The organism is Bacillus sp. SD127 (genome assembly GCF_058566445.1).
This window is the reverse complement of record NZ_CP191226.1, coordinates 255,378-278,450: the sequence shown is the minus strand read 5'-3', so window position 1 is coordinate 278,450 and position 23,073 is coordinate 255,378. Positions and strand designations below refer to the sequence as shown.

The 23,073-nt window shown below is 45.7% G+C and carries 22 protein-coding genes, 2 pseudogenes and 1 riboswitch; of the genes and pseudogenes, 9 read left to right on the top strand and 15 right to left on the bottom strand.

Annotated elements, in window-relative coordinates; all coding sequences use genetic code 11:
• Positions 1–5: 5 nt before the first annotated feature.
• The 4 genes from ACQVGS_RS01490 to sigY are packed head-to-tail and all read right to left on the bottom strand — an operon-like array spanning position 6 to position 1,236.
• Positions 6–176, bottom strand: a complete 171-nt coding sequence (locus tag ACQVGS_RS01490) for a PLDc N-terminal domain-containing protein (RefSeq protein ID WP_491830773.1) — start codon at positions 174–176, stop codon at positions 6–8.
• A gap of 10 nt (positions 177–186) precedes the next feature.
• Positions 187–390 (bottom strand): sigma Y negative regulator YxlD, encoded by a 204-nt coding sequence (gene yxlD, locus ACQVGS_RS01485; protein WP_059292240.1) that lies wholly within the window; start codon positions 388–390, stop codon positions 187–189.
• Entirely contained in the window at positions 390–707 is a 318-nt protein-coding gene (locus tag ACQVGS_RS01480) for a YxlC family protein (RefSeq protein WP_188323377.1), read from the bottom strand. Before ACQVGS_RS01480 ends, yxlD begins: the two co-directional genes overlap by 1 nt.
• A complete protein-coding gene (gene sigY / locus ACQVGS_RS01475; protein ID WP_095712702.1) occupies positions 700–1,236 on the bottom strand; it encodes an RNA polymerase sigma factor SigY in 537 nt (178 codons plus the stop codon). Before sigY ends, ACQVGS_RS01480 begins: the two co-directional genes overlap by 8 nt.
• A gap of 213 nt (positions 1,237–1,449) precedes the next feature.
• On the opposite strand from sigY, the gene ACQVGS_RS01470 reads away from it, so the two are divergent.
• Positions 1,450–2,823: a purine-cytosine permease family protein gene (locus ACQVGS_RS01470; RefSeq protein WP_286109099.1), complete on the top strand. Its 1,374-nt coding sequence runs from the start codon at positions 1,450–1,452 to the stop codon at positions 2,821–2,823.
• Between the two features lie 12 nt (positions 2,824–2,835).
• Here the strand turns inward: ACQVGS_RS01470 and ACQVGS_RS01465 are convergent, their stop codons facing one another.
• The 5 genes from ACQVGS_RS01465 to cydA all read right to left on the bottom strand — a co-directional run bounded on the left by ACQVGS_RS01465 (position 2,836) and on the right by cydA (position 9,585).
• Positions 2,836–3,666 carry an NAD(P)H-hydrate dehydratase gene (locus tag ACQVGS_RS01465; protein WP_151174619.1) on the bottom strand — a complete coding sequence of 277 codons (831 nt, stop codon included), beginning with the start codon at positions 3,664–3,666 and terminating at the stop codon, positions 2,836–2,838.
• An 85-nt stretch (positions 3,667–3,751) separates the two neighbouring features.
• The gene (cydC, locus tag ACQVGS_RS01460) at positions 3,752–5,479 is read right to left on the bottom strand and encodes a thiol reductant ABC exporter subunit CydC (protein ID WP_151174620.1); all 1,728 of its coding nucleotides are present in this window, start codon (positions 5,477–5,479) and stop codon (positions 3,752–3,754) included.
• Positions 5,476–7,179 carry a thiol reductant ABC exporter subunit CydD gene (gene cydD, locus ACQVGS_RS01455; RefSeq protein ID WP_286109100.1) on the bottom strand — a complete coding sequence of 568 codons (1,704 nt, stop codon included), beginning with the start codon at positions 7,177–7,179 and terminating at the stop codon, positions 5,476–5,478. Before cydD ends, cydC begins: the two co-directional genes overlap by 4 nt.
• Positions 7,179–8,195 (bottom strand): cytochrome d ubiquinol oxidase subunit II, encoded by a 1,017-nt coding sequence (gene cydB, locus ACQVGS_RS01450; protein ID WP_095712697.1) that lies wholly within the window; start codon positions 8,193–8,195, stop codon positions 7,179–7,181. The genes cydD and cydB overlap by 1 nt, the downstream gene beginning before the upstream one ends.
• Positions 8,179–9,585, bottom strand: coding sequence for a cytochrome ubiquinol oxidase subunit I (gene cydA, locus ACQVGS_RS01445; protein ID WP_024123352.1), 1,407 nt, complete (start codon positions 9,583–9,585; stop codon positions 8,179–8,181). The genes cydB and cydA overlap by 17 nt, the downstream gene beginning before the upstream one ends.
• Before the next feature lie 553 nt (positions 9,586–10,138).
• Here cydA and cimH point away from each other — a divergent pair.
• The 3 genes from cimH (at position 10,139) to ACQVGS_RS01430 (ending at position 13,561) form a co-directional block, all read left to right on the top strand.
• Positions 10,139–11,488, top strand: a complete 1,350-nt coding sequence (gene cimH, locus ACQVGS_RS01440) for a citrate/malate transporter CimH (RefSeq protein ID WP_010332414.1) — start codon at positions 10,139–10,141, stop codon at positions 11,486–11,488.
• Positions 11,489–11,611: 123 nt separating this feature from the next.
• Positions 11,612–13,300, top strand: coding sequence for a M56 family metallopeptidase (locus ACQVGS_RS01435; protein WP_400152999.1), 1,689 nt, complete (start codon positions 11,612–11,614; stop codon positions 13,298–13,300).
• Positions 13,301–13,357: 57 nt separating this feature from the next.
• Complete coding sequence (locus ACQVGS_RS01430; RefSeq protein WP_044160384.1) at positions 13,358–13,561, top strand: hypothetical protein; 204 nt, start codon at positions 13,358–13,360, stop codon at positions 13,559–13,561.
• Positions 13,562–13,573: 12 nt separating this feature from the next.
• On the opposite strand, the gene ACQVGS_RS01425 is transcribed toward ACQVGS_RS01430, so the two are convergent.
• From ACQVGS_RS01425 to ACQVGS_RS01405, 5 genes are all read right to left on the bottom strand, one after another.
• Positions 13,574–14,413 carry a polysaccharide deacetylase family protein gene (locus tag ACQVGS_RS01425; protein ID WP_400152997.1) on the bottom strand — a complete coding sequence of 280 codons (840 nt, stop codon included), beginning with the start codon at positions 14,411–14,413 and terminating at the stop codon, positions 13,574–13,576.
• Positions 14,414–14,512: 99 nt separating this feature from the next.
• Positions 14,513–15,241, bottom strand: coding sequence for a ZIP family metal transporter (locus ACQVGS_RS01420; RefSeq protein WP_316961151.1), 729 nt, complete (start codon positions 15,239–15,241; stop codon positions 14,513–14,515).
• Between the two features lie 110 nt (positions 15,242–15,351).
• Positions 15,352–16,449 carry a maltodextrin ABC transporter ATP-binding protein MsmX gene (gene msmX / locus ACQVGS_RS01415; protein ID WP_010332420.1) on the bottom strand — a complete coding sequence of 366 codons (1,098 nt, stop codon included), beginning with the start codon at positions 16,447–16,449 and terminating at the stop codon, positions 15,352–15,354.
• A gap of 119 nt (positions 16,450–16,568) precedes the next feature.
• Positions 16,569–17,462: a PucR family transcriptional regulator gene (locus ACQVGS_RS01410; RefSeq protein ID WP_106019794.1), complete on the bottom strand. Its 894-nt coding sequence runs from the start codon at positions 17,460–17,462 to the stop codon at positions 16,569–16,571.
• A 199-nt stretch (positions 17,463–17,661) separates the two neighbouring features.
• Positions 17,662–18,498 (bottom strand): YitT family protein, encoded by an 837-nt coding sequence (locus ACQVGS_RS01405; RefSeq protein WP_003218811.1) that lies wholly within the window; start codon positions 18,496–18,498, stop codon positions 17,662–17,664.
• A 69-nt stretch (positions 18,499–18,567) separates the two neighbouring features.
• Positions 18,568–18,670, bottom strand: a riboswitch (guanidine-I (ykkC/yxkD leader).
• Between the two features lie 391 nt (positions 18,671–19,061).
• On the opposite strand from ACQVGS_RS01405, the gene ACQVGS_RS01400 reads away from it, so the two are divergent.
• On the top strand, positions 19,062–19,604 hold the full coding sequence (locus tag ACQVGS_RS01400; RefSeq protein WP_142367090.1) for a DUF4352 domain-containing protein: 543 nt from the start codon (positions 19,062–19,064) through the stop codon (positions 19,602–19,604).
• A gap of 74 nt (positions 19,605–19,678) precedes the next feature.
• On the opposite strand, the gene galE is transcribed toward ACQVGS_RS01400, so the two are convergent.
• Positions 19,679–20,698, bottom strand: coding sequence for a UDP-glucose 4-epimerase GalE (gene galE, locus ACQVGS_RS01395; RefSeq protein ID WP_024123360.1), 1,020 nt, complete (start codon positions 20,696–20,698; stop codon positions 19,679–19,681).
• Between the two features lie 187 nt (positions 20,699–20,885).
• On the opposite strand from galE, the pseudogene ACQVGS_RS01390 reads away from it, so the two are divergent.
• The 4 genes and pseudogenes from ACQVGS_RS01390 to ACQVGS_RS01375 form a co-directional block, all read left to right on the top strand.
• A pseudogene (locus ACQVGS_RS01390) lies at positions 20,886–20,954 on the top strand (DUF1453 domain-containing protein); the annotation flags it as partial.
• Positions 20,954–21,313: pseudogene (locus tag ACQVGS_RS01385) on the top strand (LuxR C-terminal-related transcriptional regulator); the annotation flags it as partial. The pseudogenes ACQVGS_RS01390 and ACQVGS_RS01385, both read left to right, overlap by 1 nt.
• Before the next feature lie 49 nt (positions 21,314–21,362).
• Positions 21,363–22,595 (top strand): peptidase T, encoded by a 1,233-nt coding sequence (gene pepT / locus ACQVGS_RS01380; RefSeq protein ID WP_106021889.1) that lies wholly within the window; start codon positions 21,363–21,365, stop codon positions 22,593–22,595.
• Between the two features lie 107 nt (positions 22,596–22,702).
• A complete protein-coding gene (locus ACQVGS_RS01375; protein WP_010332428.1) occupies positions 22,703–22,828 on the top strand; it encodes a hypothetical protein in 126 nt (41 codons plus the stop codon).
• The last annotated feature ends 245 nt before the right edge of the window (positions 22,829–23,073 follow it).

Below are 23,073 nucleotides of genomic sequence, written 5' to 3'. Positions count from 1 at the left end.
CTCGCTCACCTTTGCTTTCTGCCGACGGTAAAAAATAAAATCGGCCCAATAATATTGATGCATATAATCACTGCTGCCCACATCCATTTCGGCCCGTTTGTCCGCTCTTCTTTCACACAGCTGATCAGGGCAAACACTGCCAGCACGGCCTGTAACACAATCAGCGGTACAATCATGAAATATTCATTAGCTGATCCTCCTATTTTTTCGGTCAGGCCTTATCACAAAAAAGTAATAGCAAATCAGAGGCATCGGCGCTTGAATCAGTCCGACAATTCCCCACACCCATGCCAGACGATCCCGTTTTTTCGCATCAATGAATAAAAAGATTCCCTGTGCCAATACAATCAGATAAGCAAACACAAAAATCGTCAAATCTGTTTGGGACATCAGTGTTTCACCTCACGTTCGCCAAGGTATCGTTTTTTCTCAGCTGCAATCAAAATCGGCAGGACAGCCAGCGCACAGACCTGAAGCACGACAAAAGCAGCGGGAACTTGAGTAAATGCCAGAGTCGCCGCGCTTACCACTACCAGTGCAGAAAACACAAATAAGATAACTTCTTTCAGCACGCTTTTTCTTCGTTCGGCTTTCATTTGTGACAGCTGATCAAGCAATTCTTTTTGACTCGGTATATTCGGGTTGGCGCATTGGTCAATTTTCTGCAATTCCGATTTTAAATGAACAGATTGCTTTTCTTTATTCATCAGTCCACTCCTTTCTGATTTGCTGGAGCCCTTTATGGACTCTGGACTTTACCGTGCCTTCTTTGATATGCAGCATCATTCCGATATCAGCATAGGTATAGCCGTAATAGTGCCTTAATAAAACGGGCGTGCGCAGCTTCGGGTCAAGCTGAGAAAAGAGATCAAGCGTCTCGCTCCACTCAGAGCCTTTCGTTGACACGTCCCACTTGATCTTGCGTATCGTTTCCTCTGTAACAGCCTGATTTCGTTTCCATTCTCTCTTTCTCTTTTTCTGGTGATCAAGGTAGAGTCTTGACGCGATAGAGATCAGCCAAGTGGAGAATTTGGATCGGCCTTGAAAACTCCCCAGATGGACGTATCCTTTCAGAAAGGTTTCCTGAACTAGATCCTCGCTGACGTCAGGGTGAAGGGAAAGCTTTAACAAGTATTTATATAGAAAAGAATAATAATGCTGAAAAAGGGCTGTAAACGCCTCGTCGCTTCCCTCTTTCGCCTGCTGAATCAATTGCTGTTCTTCATTTGTATCCAACGGCCGCGATCCCCCCTTTTTTTGTTATCTTGCCTTATGAGACGACACCGGATTCCAGAGCGTTCAACTTTTTTTATAATTCTTTTGATCTATTGACTTCACTGGCCTCTCATCAGTTTTCGTGAACATCTAAATTTGTAAAGCGAAGTACAGTCTGTTAAGCTATGTTTTTATGTCTATTTCAAAATTTCATTATATATGGAGGACGATGCATTGAAAGTAGAAAGGCGAACGATTGAATATATTCCGAATGAAGAAAGACATGGTAAAGCAAAAGATTTATTTCCCGTATGGTTCGGGGCCAATATGCATATCACCACGTTAGTGACCGGTACTCTTCCCGTTGCAATGGGACTTAATCTGTTTTGGAGTGTTGCCGCTATTATTTGCGGAACCTTAATCGGTGCCATATTTATGGCTTCTCATTCCGCGCAAGGACCCCAGCTCGGCATCCCGCAAATGATTCAAAGCCGTGCCCAATTCGGCGTAATCGGAGCGATTCTTCCCCTCTTCTTAGTCATGTTTATCTACCTTGGTTTCTTCGCAAGCAGTACAATTCTGGCGGCCGGGACCTTAAGCAGCTTTGTTCCCATCCCGGGATCATGGAGCATTATAGGCTTAAGCGCCGCATGTTTTTTACTCACCATTTTCGGTCATGATTTGATTCATAAAATGCAAAAAATCCTTTCTTGGACTTCTTTTGCCGTATTTTTTGCTGCAACGATACTCATTTTCCAATTACCGATTCCGGCAGGCAGCTGGGTGCCCGGAACGGTCGACTTGCCCGTTTTCTTGGTGGCAGTCAGCGCAGTAGCAACTTGGCAGCTTGCCTATGCGCCTTATGTCGCCGATTATTCCAGATATCTGCCAATTAAAACACCGGCGTCCCAAACGTTTTGGTACAGCTACGCAGGAACATCTGTCAGCTCCATCTGGATGATGCTGCTCGGCGCGCTGCTGACCACGGCACTTCCTGATTTTACGACAAACTCAGGGACCCAGATTGTGCAATTGTTCGGTCCCTTCTCGTTCATTATGCTGATCATTGTTTTATTTGGCCAGATGGCGATTAATGTCTTTAACTTGTATGGAGCTTTTATGTCCACGACGACTACGCTTGAGCCGTTTCTGAAATTAAAAGTCACACCGAAAATCAGAATCATCATGATCCTTGGCGTCACCGTCGTCGGAACAGTCCTAAGCCTTCTCGGGCAAAGTAATTTTATGGAGCTGTTTTTGAATTTTATCTTTTTTATCAGTTATTTCTTAATTCCATGGACGGCGATCAATTTAGTGGATTACTACTTCGTCCGCCACGGGAACTATGAGGTCAAAGCGATGTTTGATGTCAACGGGCCATATGGAAGAGTCAATTGGATCACAACGATTGCTTTCATTCTGTCCATCTTGTTAGAAATTCCGTTTATCAATACATCCTTTTACATCGGGCCATTGGCAAAAATGTTTGGCGGCGGGGATATTGCATGGATTATCGGCTTAGCCGTGCCTTCTGTTCTATATTATGTACTCATGAAACCGCGCCTGAAAAAACGAGCGGCTTATCAAGAAAAGCTGTCTTCCCTATGAAGACAGCTTTTTTCATTCAAATCGTTTCCACACACGAGGCAACATGTCAGAGAGCTCGTGGGCGAGCAGCGTATGAGCAGAGTGTTCGTCAGTCCAAAGCTCGGCGCATGCACCGTGCAAGTATACGGCATTTAATACGGCATGTTTCGGGTCTTTGTGGCAGCAAAGCATGCCCAATATCATTCCCGTCAGTGTGTCGCCGGTTCCGCCTTTGGCGAGTGCCCCGTTTCCGGTCGGATTGCTCCAGCAGTCGCCATCGGGAAACGCGATGATGGTTTGATTTCCTTTTAACACGATCACCGTTTGCAGCTGAACCGCCCACTCCTTGGCATATTCTTCTCTTTTATTTTGCAAGTCTTTCACCGGAACCCCTGTCATTCGGGAAAACTCACCTGGATGCGGCGTAAGGATGACGGGCGCCTTCCGTTTCGGATACGTGCGCTTTGTCAGCGCCCCGGCATCCAAAATAACGGGGCAATCCTTCTCAAGGACTTGATCAACGGCCTGCTGCACCCTCTCTGTTTGCGGAAGCCCCGAACCGATCGCAATTGCCCGGTACGTCTCTTCAAGGCGAGAGCCCGCCGCTTTTTCCCAGCCGTCACGCCAATACGTGGCCTCCGGCAGAACCGGAACGATCAGCGGGATCACGCTTTCAGACGTGCCGATGACAAGCTTGCCGAGACCGCTCCGCATGGCACCAAGCCCGGCTAAAATCGCAGCGCCCGGCATGTCGTCGCTTCCCGCCAGCAGCAAAGCCGTACCGTACGTACCTTTATGGCTCGCTGCATCTCTTTCAGGGAGCGCAGCCCTCACATGCTCTTCCGTCCAAGTCGGAACATTCATATCCATACCTCCTCTTATTTCTCTTCTTATTTTTCCTGCACTTCTTCTTTTTCAAACAAAAAAAGACAGCCTCAGAGACTGTCTTTTATTTTACAGGAACGTCGAGATGATAAAGCCGGCGATACCGTTCGTTCGTCGCCAGCAGTTCCTCGTGTGTTCCTTCCATTTCTGTTTTTCCGTTTTCCAGAAAGACGATTTTATCGGCTGCTTCCACTCCCGCCAAGTGATGCGTAATCCAAAGAATCGTTTTACCTTTCAGCACCTCAAACACGGTTTCCATCAGTTCGCGTTCCGTGATAGGGTCCAAGCCTACTGTAGGCTCATCAAGTATAATGATCGGCGTATTCTGCAGCAAAATCCGGGCGAGCGCGATCCGCTGCCGCTCTCCTCCTGAAAATCGGATTCCGGTTTCCTGAACTGAAGTATGATATCCGTCAGGCAGCGACTCAATGTAATCATGCAGCTTCACCTGCTTTGCGGCGCGGCGCACATCCTCGTCGCTCGCCTTTCCGTTTCCGAGCCTGATGTTATTCAAAATGCTTGTATCAAACAAGTGAGGCTTTTGATTTAACACAGCCACCGCATCAGCAATCTGATTCTTTACAAGCGCTGTTTCCACTCCGTTTAACGTTACCGAGCCTGAGTCAGGTTTCAATGCGCCCTCAATTAATGCGAGTGATGTTGATTTTCCTGAGCCGCTCCGGCCGAGCAGCGCCATTTTTTCTCCTTGGCGCAGCGTAAAGGAAAAATGGTTCAGTACTTGGCTGCTGTTGTCATAAGAAAACGTCACATCACGAAACGCCAAAGTGACGTCTTTGAGATCAAGCCTGTCAGCCGCAGACGCTGTTTGTGAAGCCTCAGGCTGAGGAGCCACCTTGTTCATTCTTCTGATAGAATCCTGATAACCCGGCACTTCGCCCAACGCATCAGAAAGCGGCAGAAAAGCTTCTGTCAGCGGGAACACAACAAGCACAAAGGCAGCAATCATCGTTTTGGCGAGTTCGCCATTTGCATGCTGCCCCGCCGTCCAAAACAGCATCAGCAAAATGAGGCCGGCGACAAGGCATTGCGCGGCGAAATCCCGCCATCTTGTAAAACGATGTTTTTTGCGTTCCAGCTCAAACCAAGCGTTTTCTTCTCTTTCATAGGAATCAATAAAAGCATGCCGGCGTCCGCTGAACATCCAGTCGCTGACACCCATCACGGCATCTGTGAGACGGCTGTACAGCACATTTCGCCCGCTTTTCAGCTTGGCATTCTTCGCCCGCGTCACAAGCAAAGACACGACCGGAAACAGCACAACCAGAACAAACAAATAAAGCGCCAGCAAAATGGCAAACGGCCAAGAGAAAAAGCCAAGCGCAATCACTGAAACAGCATACAAAAGCAAGGCTGAGATGGCAGGGAAAATGGTTTTTAAGAAGGCATCCTGCAAATGCTCAATATCCTCAGACAAAATGCCGAGCATATCTCCCGTGCGAAAACGGGACCGCAGCATCAAAGCGCCAGGCTCAAGCATGTTGTAAAGGCGGGCGCGCATGTCTGACACGATTTTCAAAATGATATGATGCCCGATCAGGCGCTCCACATAACGTGACACAGACCGGGCGATCCCAAAGGTTCGAACGGCGACAATCGGCACATAAATGAGCAGGATGTTCTCCGGCCTTGTCGCCGCCTTTGAAATTAAAAACCCTGAAGTAAACATGAGAAAAGCAGCGGAAAAAATCGTCACCGCACCCAAAAAGACAACAAGAACAAACAGACGGGCATTTTGCTTGATATACGGCAGAATCCATTCTTCTTTCTTCATGCTCTTTCCCCCAGTTGTGCCTTCACGAGTTTGGTGTACACACCGTTTTTCGACAGCAATTCATCGTGAGTCCCGATTTCTGCTATCCTGCCTCCGTCCAGCACGATAATTTCATCCATATCAAGCATCCAATGGAGGCGGTGTGTCGCGAGAAAGACGAGCTTGTCATCAAATAAATCCAGCATCGTTTCTTTTATTTCATATTCTGTTTCGATATCCAGATGGGCGGTCGGCTCATCCAGCAGCAGAATCGGGCGGTTACCCAAAAAAGCGCGGGCAAGCGCGACACGCTGAGCCTGACCGCCGCTGAGCGCCCGGCCGCCTTCTCCGATCCGTCCCTCTAATCCTTCAGGAAGAGTGTTTACAAACTCCGTCAATCCCGCTGAGGAAGCAGCGCGGGCTGTATCTTCAGCAGAAGCGCTTGGGTGATAAAACCGGATATTGTTCGCCAGCGTATCATCAAAAATATAAGGATGCTGCGGAATATAGAGCAGGTTTTTCTGCCAGTTCCCGTCCTGCAGATGCGAACGGCTTGAACCATTCACACTGATAACACCGTCATCCGGCTCCAAAAATCCTCCGAGAATATCGATTAAAGTTGATTTTCCGGCACCGCTTGCTCCAATGATGCCGATTTTTTTCTTCCCTTTAAATGAAAGAGTAATATCAGACATCGCTCGGCCGGCTGAGACACCTGACAGCTTCAGTTCATCCTCATCGGACCATGTTTCAAGCTGAAGCGGTGCCTCTTCTTTGAATCCCGGCTGAGATAATATGTTTTGAATCGTCTTGCCCGCTTCCTGACCATTAAGTGTCGCATGATAATCATTTCCCACTTCCCGCACCGGCAAAAAATATTCAGGTGCCAGAATAAGCGCTGTTAAAGCGGGGCCAAGCAAAATATCGCCGTCAATCAAACGCAAGCCTAAAAACACAGCAACTGTCGCCACCGACAGCATCGTGAAAAAATCGAGAGCAAATGAAGATAAAAACGCCACCCGCAGTGTGCTCATTGTCGCTTTGCGATACCGCTCACTGACGTGGAAAATGTTTTTGCTATGCGATTTGCTCAATCCTAAAAAACGCAAAGTCTCCAATCCGCGAAGAGAATCAACGAAATGGTTGGACAATGTCTGGTATGATTTCCACTGGCGATCCGCTTTTCGCTGTGCGACAAGGCCAAGAAGAATCATAAAAATAATCAGAATCGGCAGGGCCGCGACTAAAATAATCGCAGAAGTCCGATCCTGAAAAAACACGTAGATGACAACCGCAGCCGGCACAATCGCCATGCTGACCATTTTCGGCAAAAACAGCTCTAGATAGCGGCGGAATTGGCTGATGCCTTCCATCGCCAGCGTCACCATTTGCCCTGTCCCCTCTTTCTTTGCAAAGCGGGGGCCTAAGCGGAACAGCTGATCGAGAAAGCTTTTCCTCAAATCAGCTCCCGTCCGGGCGGCATAATGATAGACGATTTTCTGACGCGCCACTGTCACCCCGTGCCGCGCGACAAAAGCGATGAGGAAAAAGCCGATCACCGGAAACAGGGAGGCAATGCTCTTCCCGTTGAAAAGCCCGGTTACAGCTTCACTCAGCCACTCTGCCTGCATGATAATAGCGGCTGTCTGAATCAGCGTTAAGCAAGTAATCACGGTGAGAATCCGCTTCATTCCTTTATATCGAAACAGGTCTTTTCCCATTAATAAGTCATAGGCTCCTTATGACTGACGCGCTTCCGGAAGACATAATAGCTCCAGATCTGGCTGCCGATTACAAACGGCAATAGCGTTAATGCTGCAATTGACATGACTTTTAGCGAATAATCACCGGAAGAAGCGTTAGCTACTGTTAAATCGAACGCGCTTTGAATCGAGCTGACCATCACCCGAGGGAATAATGAAATGAAAATCATTCCTACGGTCAGAGCAAGCCCCGCGCCTGTCATCGCAAATGTCCAGCCGTCTTTTTTCTTGCGGATGAATAAAGCTGCAAGCATAAAGCAGATGACAGTTAAAACAACAAGCGGTATTGTAATCTCGCCGCGGCGTGTAAACATGTCTGTCTCATAAGCAGAAAGGGCCGCGAAAGCAAGCACCGCCACAAAAACAACACCCATTATCTTTTGCGCCATTTGTCTGGCGCGCTGCTGCAAATCACCAATCGTACGCAGCGTGATGAACATTAATCCATGCTGGAAGCAAAGAAGTGTTACGGTCACGCCGCCTAGTACAGAATATACATTTATATAATCAGATAAGTGCGCGTGAATGTTCATATCGGCATCAATCGGCATACCGCGGAATAATGTCGTAAATAACACACCGAGCACAAACGGAGGAATCAGACTGCCGAAGAAAACCACCCAGTCCCAAACCTTTACCCATTTCAAATGATCAACCTTGCCGCGGAATTCAAACGCGACCCCGCGGCCCATTAACGCAAGAAGCACAATGACAAACGGAATGTAATAACCGCTCAGCATCGTTGCATACCAGTTTGGAAACGCCGCGAAGATAGCACCCGCACCAGTCAAAAGCCATACTTCATTCGCGTCCCAGAACGGTCCGATCGTGTTGATCAGCACTCTGCGCTCTAATTCATTATGGCCAAGAAAACGGGTCGCCATGCCGACCCCAAAATCAAAGCCTTCCAAAAAGAAGAAACCTACAAACAATACAGCAACGAGTATAAACCAAAGATCATGAAGAGATGCCATGGTATACCTCCTGACTAAATGGATCTGTTGATACAGGAACATCATGATGATCATCATGCTCCGCGCCTTTTTTAATTTCACGGATGAACAAGAAGACGAGCAATGCGCCTAAAATCATATACATCACACCGAACGCGATGATTGAGAATAACAGGGAGCCCGCCGTTACGTTAGGCGACACGGATTGAGCCGTTGTCATTAAACCCATGACCGTCCAAGGCTGACGTCCGATTTCTGTCATAATCCAGCCCGCGGAGTTCGCAATAAACGGGAAGGAAATCAATGCGATCATGATGCGCAAATACCATTTGCTGTTTTCCAGCTTTTTGCGGCGGTTTAGCCAAAGGCCGCCTAACGCAGCAAGAATCATGACAACACCTGCTCCAACCATAATGCGGAAACTCCAGAACGTCGTTTTGACAGGCGGAATATAGTCGCCTTTTCCGTACACTTTTTCGTACTCTGCCTGAAGTGTTTTCATTCCTTTGACACTGCCGCTGAATTTTTGATAAGCCAGATAGCTCAATGCGTAAGGAACTTTGATTTCATTAGAGCTCTTTTCATTTTTCGTATCAATTGTGGCAAAGGCCGTCCAAGCGGCAGGGTCGCCGCTGTCTTCCCAAAGCCCTTCACTGGCAGCCATTTTCATTGGCTGTGACTCCATCAAGTGTTCAGCCTGCATGTGTCCGCTAAGGCCGACGCCAAGGCCTGCACAAAGCCCGACAATCATTGCGAGTTTGAAAGATTGTTTAAAGAATGGCACTTCTTTTTTCTTTAATAGTTTAAAAGCACTGACACCGGCGATAAAGAAAGCCCCGGTGGCAAGCGCACCGAAAATGACGTGCGGGAATTCAACCCAAAGCTGCGGATTTGTAATCAGCGCGCCAAAGTCATTCATTTCCGCGCGGCCGTTTTTGATCGTAAAGCCGACCGGCTCCTGCATAAAGGAGTTCGCTGTTAAGATCCAGAAAGACGACATAATCGTTCCGAATGACACGAGCCAAATGCAGAGCGCATGAATTTTTTTAGGCAGGCGGTCCCACCCGAAAATCCATAATCCGATAAAAATAGATTCCATGAAAAACGCCAATAATGCTTCAATCGCAAGCGGCGCGCCAAATACATCTCCGACAAAACGGGAATAATCAGACCAGTTCAGTCCAAACTGGAATTCTTGTAAAATCCCCGTAACAACACCGACTGCGAAATTTATTAAGAATAAGTGTCCCCAAAACTTCGCCATTTTGAGGTACAGCTCATTTTTCTTCACAAGATAAAGAGTCTCCATCAATGCAACCATAAACACAAGCCCGATAGACATTGGCACAAACAAGAAATGAAACAACGTTGTTGATGCAAATTGAATGCGGGCTAATACTAATTCACTCATGCTTTATCCTCCATTTCCGGTTGAGAATGTTATATTGTTCACTACTTCACAAGCAGAACCGAAACTTTGATCAGTATTTCACAAAATAGACGAAAAAAATAATGCTCAACATTTCACAAATACGTCAAAAAGTCGTCCAATATGATTCAAGATTGCCAGACTGACGAATGGCACGATCCCTGAATGGTTCATATTAAGTACTTTACAACGATCTGCTTCAAAAATAAAGCCCAAAATACCCAAAAAGTACTGCGCTATGTGACGGATTATTGTCTATTTTGTTGCTGATTTATGACAGTCGCTAGGATAAATGACCCTTTATTATCGTACATCAATGCCTCGCTCCTTGCGAATAAAATGCTTGACCGGCATCAGCACTCGTTTCTCGGCACTCCGGCACATCCGGAATTTAGTCAGAACGTCTCTTTTCATCTGAATCATAAAGATGAAACAGTTTGAATAGTAAATTTTTAATATATTAATAATTTCAATTTTTTAGTATACTTAACATAGTGAACAATTTCACTGCAACAAGAATAGGGGAGGTTTTTCAATGGGAGAGCTTCAAACTCAATTGCAAATGCAAACGGATACAATTCACGAAGGGGTTCGAAAAGAGAATTGGTTTGCGAAAGCTATGAATATAAAAGTAGGCATCATACCGCTGCCTGTATATGCCCTGCTGTTTATATTAATTACTATTTTTGTATTGCATCACGATGTGAAAAGCGACATCTTGACATCCATTGCCGTTATGGCGTTTTTCGGATTTACCTTTGCCCAAATCGGAAAATCGATACCGATTGTGCGCTCTATCGGCGGCCCGGCCATCCTTGCTACTTTTATTCCATCTGCTGTCGTCTACTATCACCTGCTGCCAAATGATATTGTCAAATCCACCACGGAATTTACAGAAAACTCAAACTTTCTTTATTTGTTTATTGCCGGAATTGTTGTCGGAAGCATCCTCGGCATGAAAAGAGAAACACTTGTAAAAGCATTTATGAAAATTTTTATACCGCTTATCGCCGGTTCTGTCGCGGCCGCTATTGTGGGACTGGCTGTCGGTACATTGCTCGGCCTCGGATTTCAGCACACCCTTCTGTACGTCGTGATTCCTATAATGGCTGGCGGCGTTGGAGAAGGCGCCATCCCTCTGTCCATCGGTTATTCCGATATCATGCCGATGTCTCAAGGGGAAGCGTTTGCACTTGTTCTTCCATCGATCATGCTCGGCAGCCTGTGTGCGATCATCTTAGCGGGCCTGCTCAACAGAATCGGCAAAAAAAAACCGGAATGGACCGGCAACGGTAAAGTTGACCGTTCAGAAGATTCACCTGCGCTGGAGGAATCGCAAAACGGCCAGCACATGTTCAACCTTTCTCTGTTTGCGTCCGGCGGAATCCTTGCCGTTTCCTTGTATTTGGTCGGTATGCTCGCCCACGATTTTTTCGGTTTTCCGGCCCCTGTTGCCATGCTGCTGTTAGCTGTTTTGATCAAGCTGTTCAGACTGGTCCCTGCCTCAATTGAAAACGGCGCGTTTGGCGTGTCCCGCTTCTTTTCAACGGCAGTCACCTATCCGCTGCTCTTTGCAATCGGCGTGTCTATGACGCCATGGGACAAGCTTGTTGCCGCCTTTAATCTCAGCAATATCATTACGATCCTGTCTGTCGTAGTCACAATGATGACGGTCGGCTTTTTCACAGGAAAATGGCTGAACATGTATCCGATCGAAACAGCCATTATTAATGCGTGCCATTCAGGGCAAGGAGGCACCGGTGACGTCGCGATATTAAGTGCCGCTGAAAGGCTTGAGCTGATGCCTTTTGCCCAGGTGTCCACTAGAATCGGCGGAGCCATCACAGTGTCCTTGACCTTATTGCTGTTACACCAGTTTTATTGATACGCTGCAAGCAAGTTCTTCGTATAACGAAAGAGCTTGCTTTTTTGCATTTCCGTGTTTTTACAAATTCCTGCCGCATGCTATAGTAATAGTTGGAAAGATTACGATAGAAAGGACTCTAGCATGCCTATGGGAACCAGTCTTTTTCTCTTTATCATTCTCGGGCTGGGCATTCAGCTGATATCAGCCCTTGCAGCAAAGCTTCTTCCGGCATTAGAACTCTGGATTGATATTGTTCTTTGGATCGGTGCTGCTAGCTTTATCTTCTCTCAACAGCCTTTCTTAGATGGCATCGTCTCTCTGGCATTGATGTTCACCAGCTACTGGACCGCATTGGATCTGACTGTGCCCAGCCGTGTTGAAAAACCATCAGGCGAATGGCAGGAAATTGAGCTTGCAAGAGACCACACACGCCTCCTCTCGGACATTGCTCTGACTGTCATTGTGTTTGCGGGCGCTATTGTTTTCTTCATTTACGGGCCTGACACCAGTGTTCTAAAATATGTGATCCTGTTCGGTTTCATCTCGGGCGGCGCGGCACTGGTAAAACGCATATTAAATTTTCTAAGTGTAAAAGTCTTTTATTCATCGTCTTTAGAAACATGGCATATCAGTTCACGATATGAAAGCCGCACCTACCCGCTTTCAGACCTGAAAGACATCCGGCTTGAATCGACGGCAGATCTATTAAAGCTTCATCCGCTTTTGACCATGTATTCATCCCGGCTCGATATGACAACAAGCTTTCAGCAAGTCATAAGGCTCTCTCTTCCCGGAGAAACGCTGTTTCTGACCGTGAAAGATCCTGAAAAGTGGAAAGCGATTCTCGGGGAATTTCTAGATTCCGAAACCAAAGAGGAAACTGTTATTGCTGTCCTGCCGATTTATCATCGAAAAAATGTGAAACGGCTTTTAGGTAAATTTTATTTTGCCGTAAGCGTAAAAGGGATATCTGCTTACGCCATATTGGTGCTCGGTTTATATGCCTTACACGCCTCCCCTTGGGTCATGGCTGGTGCCGTGATGTTGTACTGGGTTTTGAATATGTATCTATCTGACCGGGTGCTGCGGACGGCAATGGATGCCAGGCCTTGTCTGAATTCAGACGTTCAGGCAGCGGCAGATAAGATTTTTAGAAAAGCAGGCATTTCGCATGTGGAGATATACGAAACGGATAGCGATGAATACAACGGCATGGCAGTCGGAATGAATGTAGGAAGATCAATGGTGATTCTGACAAGCGCTACATTAACCCTTCCGCCGTATGTCATTGAGGGTATTCTTGCTCATGAAGCTGTTCATATTAAAAAACGTGATGTGCTGTCCATGCAGCTGTTGCGCTTTTTATACCTTGGGGCAGTCATCGGGATCATTCTTTTACTTGAGCATTACATCGCTCATCCCGGCGCTTACAAAATCGCACTTTGGGCGCTGATCATGGGAATCATCATTCTATTTCAGCTTTATCAGTCATTTTGTTCCCAATGGATGGAGGTGCGCGCCGATCACATTGGCGCTTCATTGCTGGAGGGCGGATACAGGCAGATGGCCGAATCCTTAAAGATCCTGGCGGTTCGCCAGGATGAAGATCTGCAGAAACAAAACACCTACTGCTCTGATATAGATGAAGACGAAGTTAAGGTGAACTCTCTCACCCGGGATAACAGCTGGCTTTTCAGAATCATAGATTTTCAGTTTTCTCCTCATCCGCCTATGTATTGGCGTGTCAGCGCATTGCTTTCAAACAAAGGACACGGCATGGTCAAGCGCTGGCTGAGAGATCGGCTGAAAGAATCTATCTCCCTTAAATGAAACTTTTCAGGCTTTAAAACGTATGAAAAATAACTGTTTAAAGGGGGACGTCATATGATTGTGATTCTTATCGCTTTGATCTTCGGTATGATCGTCATTTATCAATCGGCTCGATCAACCGCTTCAGAAAACAAAGGACGCCAGCGGGCGGACAGCGGTTTTTTCGGATTTTCCGATGGCGATTCCCGCCATGATGGATGCGGCAGTGACGGAGGCTTCGGGGATTCCGGCTGTGACGGCGGAGGGGGCGGCGGCGATTAATCGCCGCCATTTTTATTTCATCGACTCGATGTACGCGCCAAATGACGCCCCTGACATTCCCGGGGATACACGTACGCGATGGAGGGCGTACATCCCCTGATCTCTGGAGGCTGCTCCCGGTTCAGTCGTCACTCCCATTTGATAACCGGTTTTTTCAGCGGCCTTCAGGGTATCTTCGTTGTAGCGCCCAACCGGATAGCTGATGATGGCGGTTTGCTGATCGAACATCCTGTCAAACAGCTTTTTTGAATCTGCCATTTCGCTATGCTGCTGCTCTGGCGTTAAACCGTTCAGCTCAAGGTGGTCAATCGTATGGCTTTCAATCGATATGCCATGCTGTGACATTTCCTTCATTTGATCCTCTGTCAGATGACGTTTATGTCCAATCGATTTGCCGATCATAAAAATCGTCGCCTTCATGCCATACTTCTTTAATACCGGATACGCGTCTTTGTAATTATCGGTGTATCCGTCATCAAACGTGATGAGCACACATTTCTCACTCGGCTTCTTGTCATGAGTCAGCATGAGATACGCCTCTTTTGGAGTTAATGTCTGGTAGCCGTTATCGTGCAGCCATTTCATATGTGCCTCAAATTCTTCCTTTGGCACACGGAGGCTGTTGCCTGAAGAGATGCTGTGGTACATCAAAATCGGCAGCTTTGCCGGTTTCTCTGTTTTGATCCATGCGGATGTATCATCTTCTTTTTTCTGCACATGTACTGTCTTTTCTTCCGGTTTCTTTTGTTCTGCTTTTGGCATCTGCTGCTCTGCGATTGCTTCTTTTTCAGCGCAAGCGGCAAGAGTCAAACAACTAGCCAAAAGAAAACTGCTTAAGATAAAACGTTTCATCGGTTTCCTGCTTTCTGTCTATTTCTTCCTCCTTTTCATCGGTTGATTTGCGGGATTTTCAAGTGAAAAAACCAGACATGTAGCCATGTCCGGTGCAGATTAGGAAAACTGATTCAAAATCAAAGATGTTAAAAGACCAAGAGCAGCAATTAACCCTGTCATCGGACCGCTGTCTTCATACGCTTCGGGCATCATCGTGGATGCAATCATTGCGATGATGCCTCCGCCCGCAAAAGCGGCGATTGCCGACATCATCTCCTCAGGAGCGCCATCGAGGAAGTAATATCCTGACCATGAGGCAAAAATAGAAATCATCAGTACCGCCGCCCAAAGCAGCAAGATTTTCGCCTTTGAATATCCGCTGTTCTTCATGCCGGCCGTGCTGGACAGCCCTTCAGGTATATTGCTGATAAAAATCGCAATCACCAAAAGGAAGCTGACAGATTGTTTTTCAAGAAGGCTGGCTCCAATCATAATAGATTCGGGGACAGCATCCATGATGGTGCCGATAAAAATCGCGATCCCCCCGCTGCCTGCAGCTGCTTGTCCCGATCTTTTTCTTTGAGACGCGCCTCTTTTCGAAACCGCGTAATCAAATAGGGTAAACACGACAGCGCCTGCTATAAATCCGGCGCCAGTCGAGACAATTCCGCCATCCTTCACCGCGTCCTCAAGAAGTTCATAGGCGGCAGCGCCGATTAATACCCCTGTGCCAAAAGCCATGATATAACCGATGATACGCTTGCGAATCGGAAGAAACATAGACGCCAGCGCACCCAGCAAAACAGCAGAGCCGGAAATCCCGCCCCACATCGCCGCATTCCACATTTCTATCTCTCCTTTCTACAAACCACTACCCGCCGCGGTTTTTGCTGTAAACCTTGAAATAGAGAGGGAATGCAAAAAACCGGACATCGCACCATGTCCGGTTCTCCAGCTTAACGGATTCTGATTTCAGTTTCACTGTCAAAGAAATGGCCTTTATTCATATCAAACGCAACTGTCAGCTCATCACCTGACTGAATATCGAGACGGGCGTCGATCCTCGCAATAAAGTCCTGGTTATCGATTTGGGAATAAATCATGATCTCAGACCCCAGCAGCTCCGCAACATTGATTTTCGCTTTAATTGAAGAGCTCTTATACGATTCCACGACAATCAATTCATCATGAATATCCTCAGGGCGGATGCCGAAAATAACCTCTTTGCCAATGTAGCCTTTTTCACGAAGCACCTTCATTTTCCCCTCCGGCACGCTCAACACCGAAGAACCGATTTTGATTGTGCCGTCAGACAGCTTCCCTTTGAAAAAGTTCATCGCTGGTGACCCGATAAAACCGCCAACGAATACATTTTCAGGGAATTCGTATACATCCTTCGGCGTCCCGATCTGCTGGATTTTGCCGTCCTTCATGACCACAATCCGAGTCGCCATCGTCAATGCTTCTGTCTGATCATGCGTGACATAAATCGTGGTGGTTTGCAGCCTCTGGTGGAGTTTAATAATTTCCGCTCTCATTTGCACCCGAAGCTTTGCATCCAGGTTCGACAAAGGCTCATCCATCAAGAATACCTTTGCATCCCGAACGATCGCTCTTCCCAGCGCAACCCGCTGTCTCTGCCCGCCTGAGAGCGCTTTAGGTTTGCGGTGCAAATATTCTTCCAATCCGAGAATTTTAGCGGCTTCCTCCACTCTTTTTTTGATTTCAGGCTTCGGCATTTTGCGAAGCTTCAGCCCGAATGCGATATTATCGTATACCGTCATATGCGGATAGAGCGCGTAGTTTTGGAACACCATCGCGATATCCCTGTCCTTTGGCGCCACATCATTTACCCGTTTTCCTTCAATATAAAAATCGCCTTTCGAAATTTCCTCAAGTCCTGCGACCATCCGCAGTGTCGTTGATTTTCCGCAGCCGGACGGGCCGACAAATACGATAAATTCCTTATCCGCAATGTGAAGATTAAAGTCGTCTACCGCCGCTTCCTTCTGATCATAATATTTATAAATGTGCTCCATCCGCAATTCAGCCATCTAACATCCCCCTTTGTTATTGTAAACGCTTTCTTAAATCAAGTGTATCAGCATTTATCCGACACTGAAATGGGCAGCATTCATAAAATCACACGGCCGTTTTCGTGCATATTTCCAGTTTATTCTGAACCTTCGCTTTGCAGGCAGATAAAATAAGCAAGCAGTGCGCCTGTATACGTTTTAATGTCTATTCCTGACCTCTCGATAAATTTATCAATCCGGTACTGCAGGCTGTTGCGGTGCAGATGCAGTTTTTTCGCTGTTAATGTCACGTTTGAGTTGTTTTCAATAAACAGCTTGATTGTTTTTCTCAGCTCAGGTTCATTTTCAAATAATAGCTCGGCTTCTTCACTAAGCAGTGATTTCAGCTGTTCCTTTTCTTCCTCCAATAATAAAAAAGGGAACATGATATCAAACGTCACACGCTGAACCTGCGGCAGCCGCTTTTCAGCAAATAGAAAATACGTTTGTTCACGGGCATAATGTTTCCGTAAGCGCTCATCCGTTTCATAAAACCTTCCGGCGTAAAAACGGACACTGAAGTAGAAATCACTTTCAAGAACCCTTGCGAGCGACTCCAGTTCGTCTTTCCCCGCTGCCGCTTCACTTTCCTGCTCGACAATCACGCCTCTGTCCTCATGCATCCAAACGATCACAAAAGACACCGGCCAAAAATGGCGCATCGCTTCCGCAAATGATGCCCGTTCAGTTTTGCCGATCAAATGAAAATGAATGAACCTTGTCCTCTTCTTGATATTCGGCGGCACTTCTCCTTTCGAGAATAGAAACGCAAACCACCTGTTTTCTTCCGGCGATTTGAGAGACATGTGATCCGCCTCTTCCGCTAACGTTAAAAATGACTGAAGCAGCAATGTCTCCTTTTGGCTGATCTCCGTTTTTGGGATCGAGATATATTTCTGACTGTTTTCATCAAAAAAACATAAGCAGTCTTCCTTTGTACAAAGCTTGTCAGACACAATCGAATCGGGATAAATAGCCAGCAGCGACTTCATATGGTCTCCTCTCCTATGTAAGGATATGTATTTTCAGTATAAGGCGAAATGCACATGTTCTCCAGCTTCTTTTCGTATTAGATGGCCCTCTTTCGTTTACAGCAACGGCAATAAAGAGGATATGCATGAACTGAAACGCGATACAGAAGCAATGGTTCTAAACAAATAGATCCCTCTGCGTCTGCGCAGAGGGACCTCCTTATTTTGAAATATCCACAAACCCTTCACCAAACACATCGCGCACATCATGAACGATCACAAACGCTTTTTTGTCACAGCTTCTGATGATTTTCTTCAGCATAGAAAGCTCCTGTTTGTTAATGACGATATACAAAATCTCTTTTGACTCGCCCGTATAGTTTCCCTTTCCTGATAAAATGGTGACGCCCCGGTCCATTAGCGTATTAACCTGCTCGGCAATTTCACCTTTATTTTCCGATATGACAGTAATCGCTTTTTTCGTATTCAATCCTTCAATAATGAAGTCCATCACTTTTGTTCCGATATACAGCATCACAATCGTAAACATCATTTTTTCCGCACCAATAATAAAATAAGAGCTGAAGACAACAATTAAATCAAAAAAGAGCAGGGCGTAACTGATATTCCAATCTAAATATTTATTGGCAATTCTGGCCAGAATGGCGGAACCGGCTGTTGTGCCGCCGACCCGAATGATCATGCCGATCCCGACACCCGCAAACACCCCTGCGAAAATCGTGTTAATGATCAGCTCATCAGACGGTGTGCTCCACCCGTGTGTCAAATGCAGAAAAAGCGAGTTTGCTGCCACGGCGATAATCGTATAAACCGTGGTTTTCCCGTCGAGAAATTTATATCCGATCAATAGCAGAAAAGCGTTTAATATAAAGTTTGTCACCCCGGGAGACCATTGAAACACATAATACAAAATCAGCGTAATCCCCGTAACGCCGCCTTCCCCAAGATCATTGGGAATCGCGAATAAATTCACAGCAAGCGCGAAGAAAAAAGCGCCAATCACAAGCATCAGCACATCAAGCATTTTCTTTTTCATCACAGAACACTCCTTCTTCAGATAGTATCAACAAAAAAGCCCAGGAGTACGCTCTCGCAAAAGAGCAGAAACTCCTGGGCTTTTATCCCACCGTGTCATAACAGCCAGACTGTTATGTGTTTTCTCTCGGTCACAGGCCAATATGCATTGCGGAACCCTAGAAAACCAATGTTTTAGCATATCCTTTTCACTTTCCAATATTAGCATTATAAGGGACTGAGCAAATAGGTTCAAGGGGTATTTGCGGAGATTTAAGTGCAAGTTAAAATTCAAGAAAATACAAATTAGCTATTAACATATGAATGATATAGACGATAAGAAAATAAGCATGTATTTTCATAAGAAGATATAACTAACAACGATAAATAATATACTAAATTCATAATTTTGTATTGACTAAGTGAAATAATATAGGCATTATAGTACATATGTTTTGTGTATTTAATTACATAGGAGGAAATATAATGGCAGGAAAACTAGTCCCTTGTAAAGCTTGCGGTCAAGAAATTGCAAAAGGTGTAAAAAAATGTCCTAACTGTGGTAAGGATCAGCGTAACTTTTTTATGAGACATAAAATTATTACGTTTATTCTGGCAGTTGTTGTCATCATTATTATCGGTAATGTTATTGGCGGCGGAGGCGATTCAGAAGCCACTTCCAAAACATCAAGCAGCAGCAAAGCTGAAACTGAAAAAACATACAATATCGGTGATACTGTTAAGACTGAGAAAACTGAAGTGACAGTTACAAAAGTAGAAGACAGAGATTCTGTTGGCACTCAATATATTGAAAAGAAAGCATCTGATGGAGGTACTATTGTAGCTGTTCAATATACAATTAAAAACGTATCCAAAAAGCCGATAAGTTCTTTTTCAATTCCAACTGTTAAATTAGTTGATGGTGATGGCACTTCTTATGATTCTGATATTGATGCTTCTTCAACCTATGCAACTGAGACAAAAGTTGATAACTCTAAAATATTGAGTGATCTAAATCCTAATATTAAAGTAACAGATGTGAAAGCTTTTGAAGTCGACAAGGAAGCTTATGCAAAAGGAACTTGGAAACTCAAATTCAGCAATGATGTAATTGTGAAAATCAAATAATAGCAGACAAGGGTGCCTTAACAGGCACCCTTTTTCTCTAAAAAAGGCCTTCTCTGTTGAGAAGGCCTCCATTCTTATTTCAGACTCTTGTACCCATTCACATTCGAAGACTGCCATCTCCAAGAATCGGCACACATTTCTTCAAGGCCTCTTTTTGCTTCCCAGCCCAGTTCCCGCTTGGCTTTTGCAGGATCTGCGAAGCAGGTTGCAATATCTCCGGGACGGCGGTCCGCAAATTGATAAGGAACCTCTTTCCCTGATACTTTTTCAAAGGCCTTGACCATTTCAAGCACACTGTAGCCCGTGCCTGTTCCGAGGTTGTATGCATCAGCTCCGGTGGAGTTCAATACTTTTTCCAGCGCTTTGACGTGGCCTTCTGCGAGATCGACGACATGAATATAATCGCGCACGCCTGTCCCGTCTTTGGTCGGATAATCATTTCCGAATACGCTTAACTGCTCCAGCTTGCCGACGGCTACCTGCGCCACATATGGCATGAGGTTATTTGGAATGCCGTTCGGATCTTCACCGATTCGTCCGCTCGGATGCGCGCCGAATGGATTAAAGTAGCGCAGCAGGGCAACGCTCCACTCATTGTCAGCCGTATGCACATCACGCAAAATTTGTTCAAGCATTAGCTTCGTCTGTCCATAAGGGTTTGTTGCACCTAATGGAAAGTCTTCCGTAATCGGTGATGTTTCTGGTACGCCGTATACCGTTGCGGAAGAACTGAATACGATTTTCTTAACGCCGTATTTCTCCATGATTTCACATAAAATAAAGGTTCCCGTGAGATTGTTATGATAATATTTGAGCGGAATCGCAACAGACTCTCCGACTGCTTTTAACCCCGCAAAATGAATCACAGCCTCAATCTCATTTTCTGCAAAAACCGAATCTACCGCTTCCCGATCCAATAGATCCGCTTCATAGAACGTTAACTCTTTTCCTGTAATCTCTTTGACACGATTCAGCGCCTCAGCTGAACTGTTGGACAAATTATCAAGAACGACAATCTCATAGCCGCTGTTCAATAACTCCACACATGTGTGGCTTCCGATGTATCCCGCGCCGCCTGTAACAAGTATTGCCATGATGTAAACCCTCCTAAAAAATGACCTGATTTTATTATATAGTGTTTAGAACCGGGCTACATCCATTTTTAAGAAGTTTAATCGTTTATTAATGGTTTTTTCATATTTCATCTTAAACCCTTGCGATTAATTCGGTAGATTTTTCAGCGAGAATATGCCCTTTTATTTTTTATAGAACTGCCCATATATTTTTATTGTATTTATTCTTATTATTATATCGATGTACCGGGAAAGAACTGTAAAGCCCGGGAAACTGCAGGCGCAGTCGGTTACCTGCTGAAGGACACGCTTCCTGAAGAACTGATAGACGCCATTCGGGCTGCCTTCAGAGGCAAAGCGATTTTCCGCACAGTCACAGCCGCTAAAATCATCACTGAGACATTCCGCGCAAAGCAACAGCCTCATGCTGAAGAGCTGGCAGAGCCATTTACCAAAAGAGAGCTTGAGGTTCTTCAGCAAATGGCCTATGGCTTGAGAAATGAGGATATTGCCGACAAGCTTTTTGTCAGTGAAAGCACCGTCAAAACCCACGTGCATCGAATTCTGCAAGAATGCAATGCCCAAGACCGGACTCAGGCAGTCGTTTTTGCCATTCGAAACGGCATTGTGAAATAGATATCTCTCATCCCGGCATGGTAGAATAAAACAAAGGAGATGATTGGAAATGAAACAAGACATCATTGAACGGTTTACTACATACGTAAAAGTCGACACGCAGTCCGATGAATCAGTCGACACCTGCCCTTCCACACCCGGCCAATTGACGTTAGGAAACATGCTTGTTGAGGAATTAAAGTCAATCGGCATGGAAGACGCAGCCATTGATGAAAACGGCTATGTCATGGCAACCCTTCCTTCCAATACTGACAAAGACGTGCCGACGATCGGCTTTCTCGCCCACGTCGACACCGCCACAGACTTTACCGGCAAAAATGTGAATCCGCAAATCGTTGAAAGCTACGATGGAAAAGACATCACGCTCAACGAAAAGCTGCAGGTCATCCTATCGCCTGATCAATTCCCTGAACTGTCGGGCTACAAAGGCCACACCCTGATCACCACAGACGGTACAACCCTTCTCGGCGCTGACAATAAGGCTGGCATCGCCGAAATCATGACAGCCATGGATTATCTCATCAAACATCCTGAAATCAAGCACGGCACCATCAGAGTTGCATTTACACCTGATGAAGAAATCGGCAGAGGCCCGCACAAATTTGAAGTTGGGCGATTCAATGCCTCCTTTGCCTATACCGTTGACGGCGGCCCGCTCGGTGAGCTTGAATATGAAAGCTTCAATGCTGCCGCGGCGAAAATCACGATCAAAGGCAACAATGTACATCCCGGCACGGCAAAGGGCAAAATGGTCAACTCTGCGAAGATCGCAATGAAGCTGAACAGCATGCTGCCGGCAGATGAGGCACCTGAATATACAGAGGGCTACGAAGGCTTCTATCACCTGCTTTCCATTCAGGGAGATGTAGAAGAGACCAAACTCCACTACATTATCAGAGACTTTGACAAAAACATCTTCCAAAACAGAAAAGAAACCATGCAGCGCATCGTTGAAGAGCTCCAGAACGAATACGGACAAAATCGCATTCAGCTTGATATGAACGATCAATACTACAATATGAGAGAAAAAATTGAGCCTGTCATCGAAATCGTCAACATTGCCAAACAAGCGATGGAAAACCTCGGCATCGAACCGAAAATCTCTCCGATCCGCGGCGGCACGGACGGTTCGCAGCTTTCCTATATGGGACTTCCAACGCCGAACATCTTTACCGGCGGGGAAAACTTCCACGGCAAATTTGAATACATCTCAGCCGACAACATGGTCAAAGCCGTAAATGTCATCGTTGAGATTGCAAAGCTATTTGAAGAACAGGCGTAAGCTGAGAAACCAGTCCAAAAAAGGACTGGTTTTTTTGCGTGAAAATGAAACATTTTAAAAGCTCTGTCCGTAAAACAACTATCAACGGATGAGGAGGAAATGCAAAGATGAAGAACACAATTGCCGCAAAAAGCCTGTTCAAAAAATGGATGATTTCCCGCCCGCTCAAAATGCAAACAAAACGATCAAACCCATTTAAAAAAATAAGAAGAATGTTCAAACGCTTTTTCTGACCCTTCGCCGGACTCCCCTCAAATCAGCCAACCATTCCAATTTTCCGCCCAAATGCTCCGTAATTTGGGTTTTTTGTGTTCAATTCCTCAAAATAGGGTATACATCAAACAAAGAAGAACACATTATCCATATATAGTTAATTTGAATTACAGAAATTTAGGTTAAAAGTTATATAAAGGAATTCATTTTAACGTCGATAGTAACTATAGAACCAATCAAAAGGAAAAACACAGGCTTAATGCAA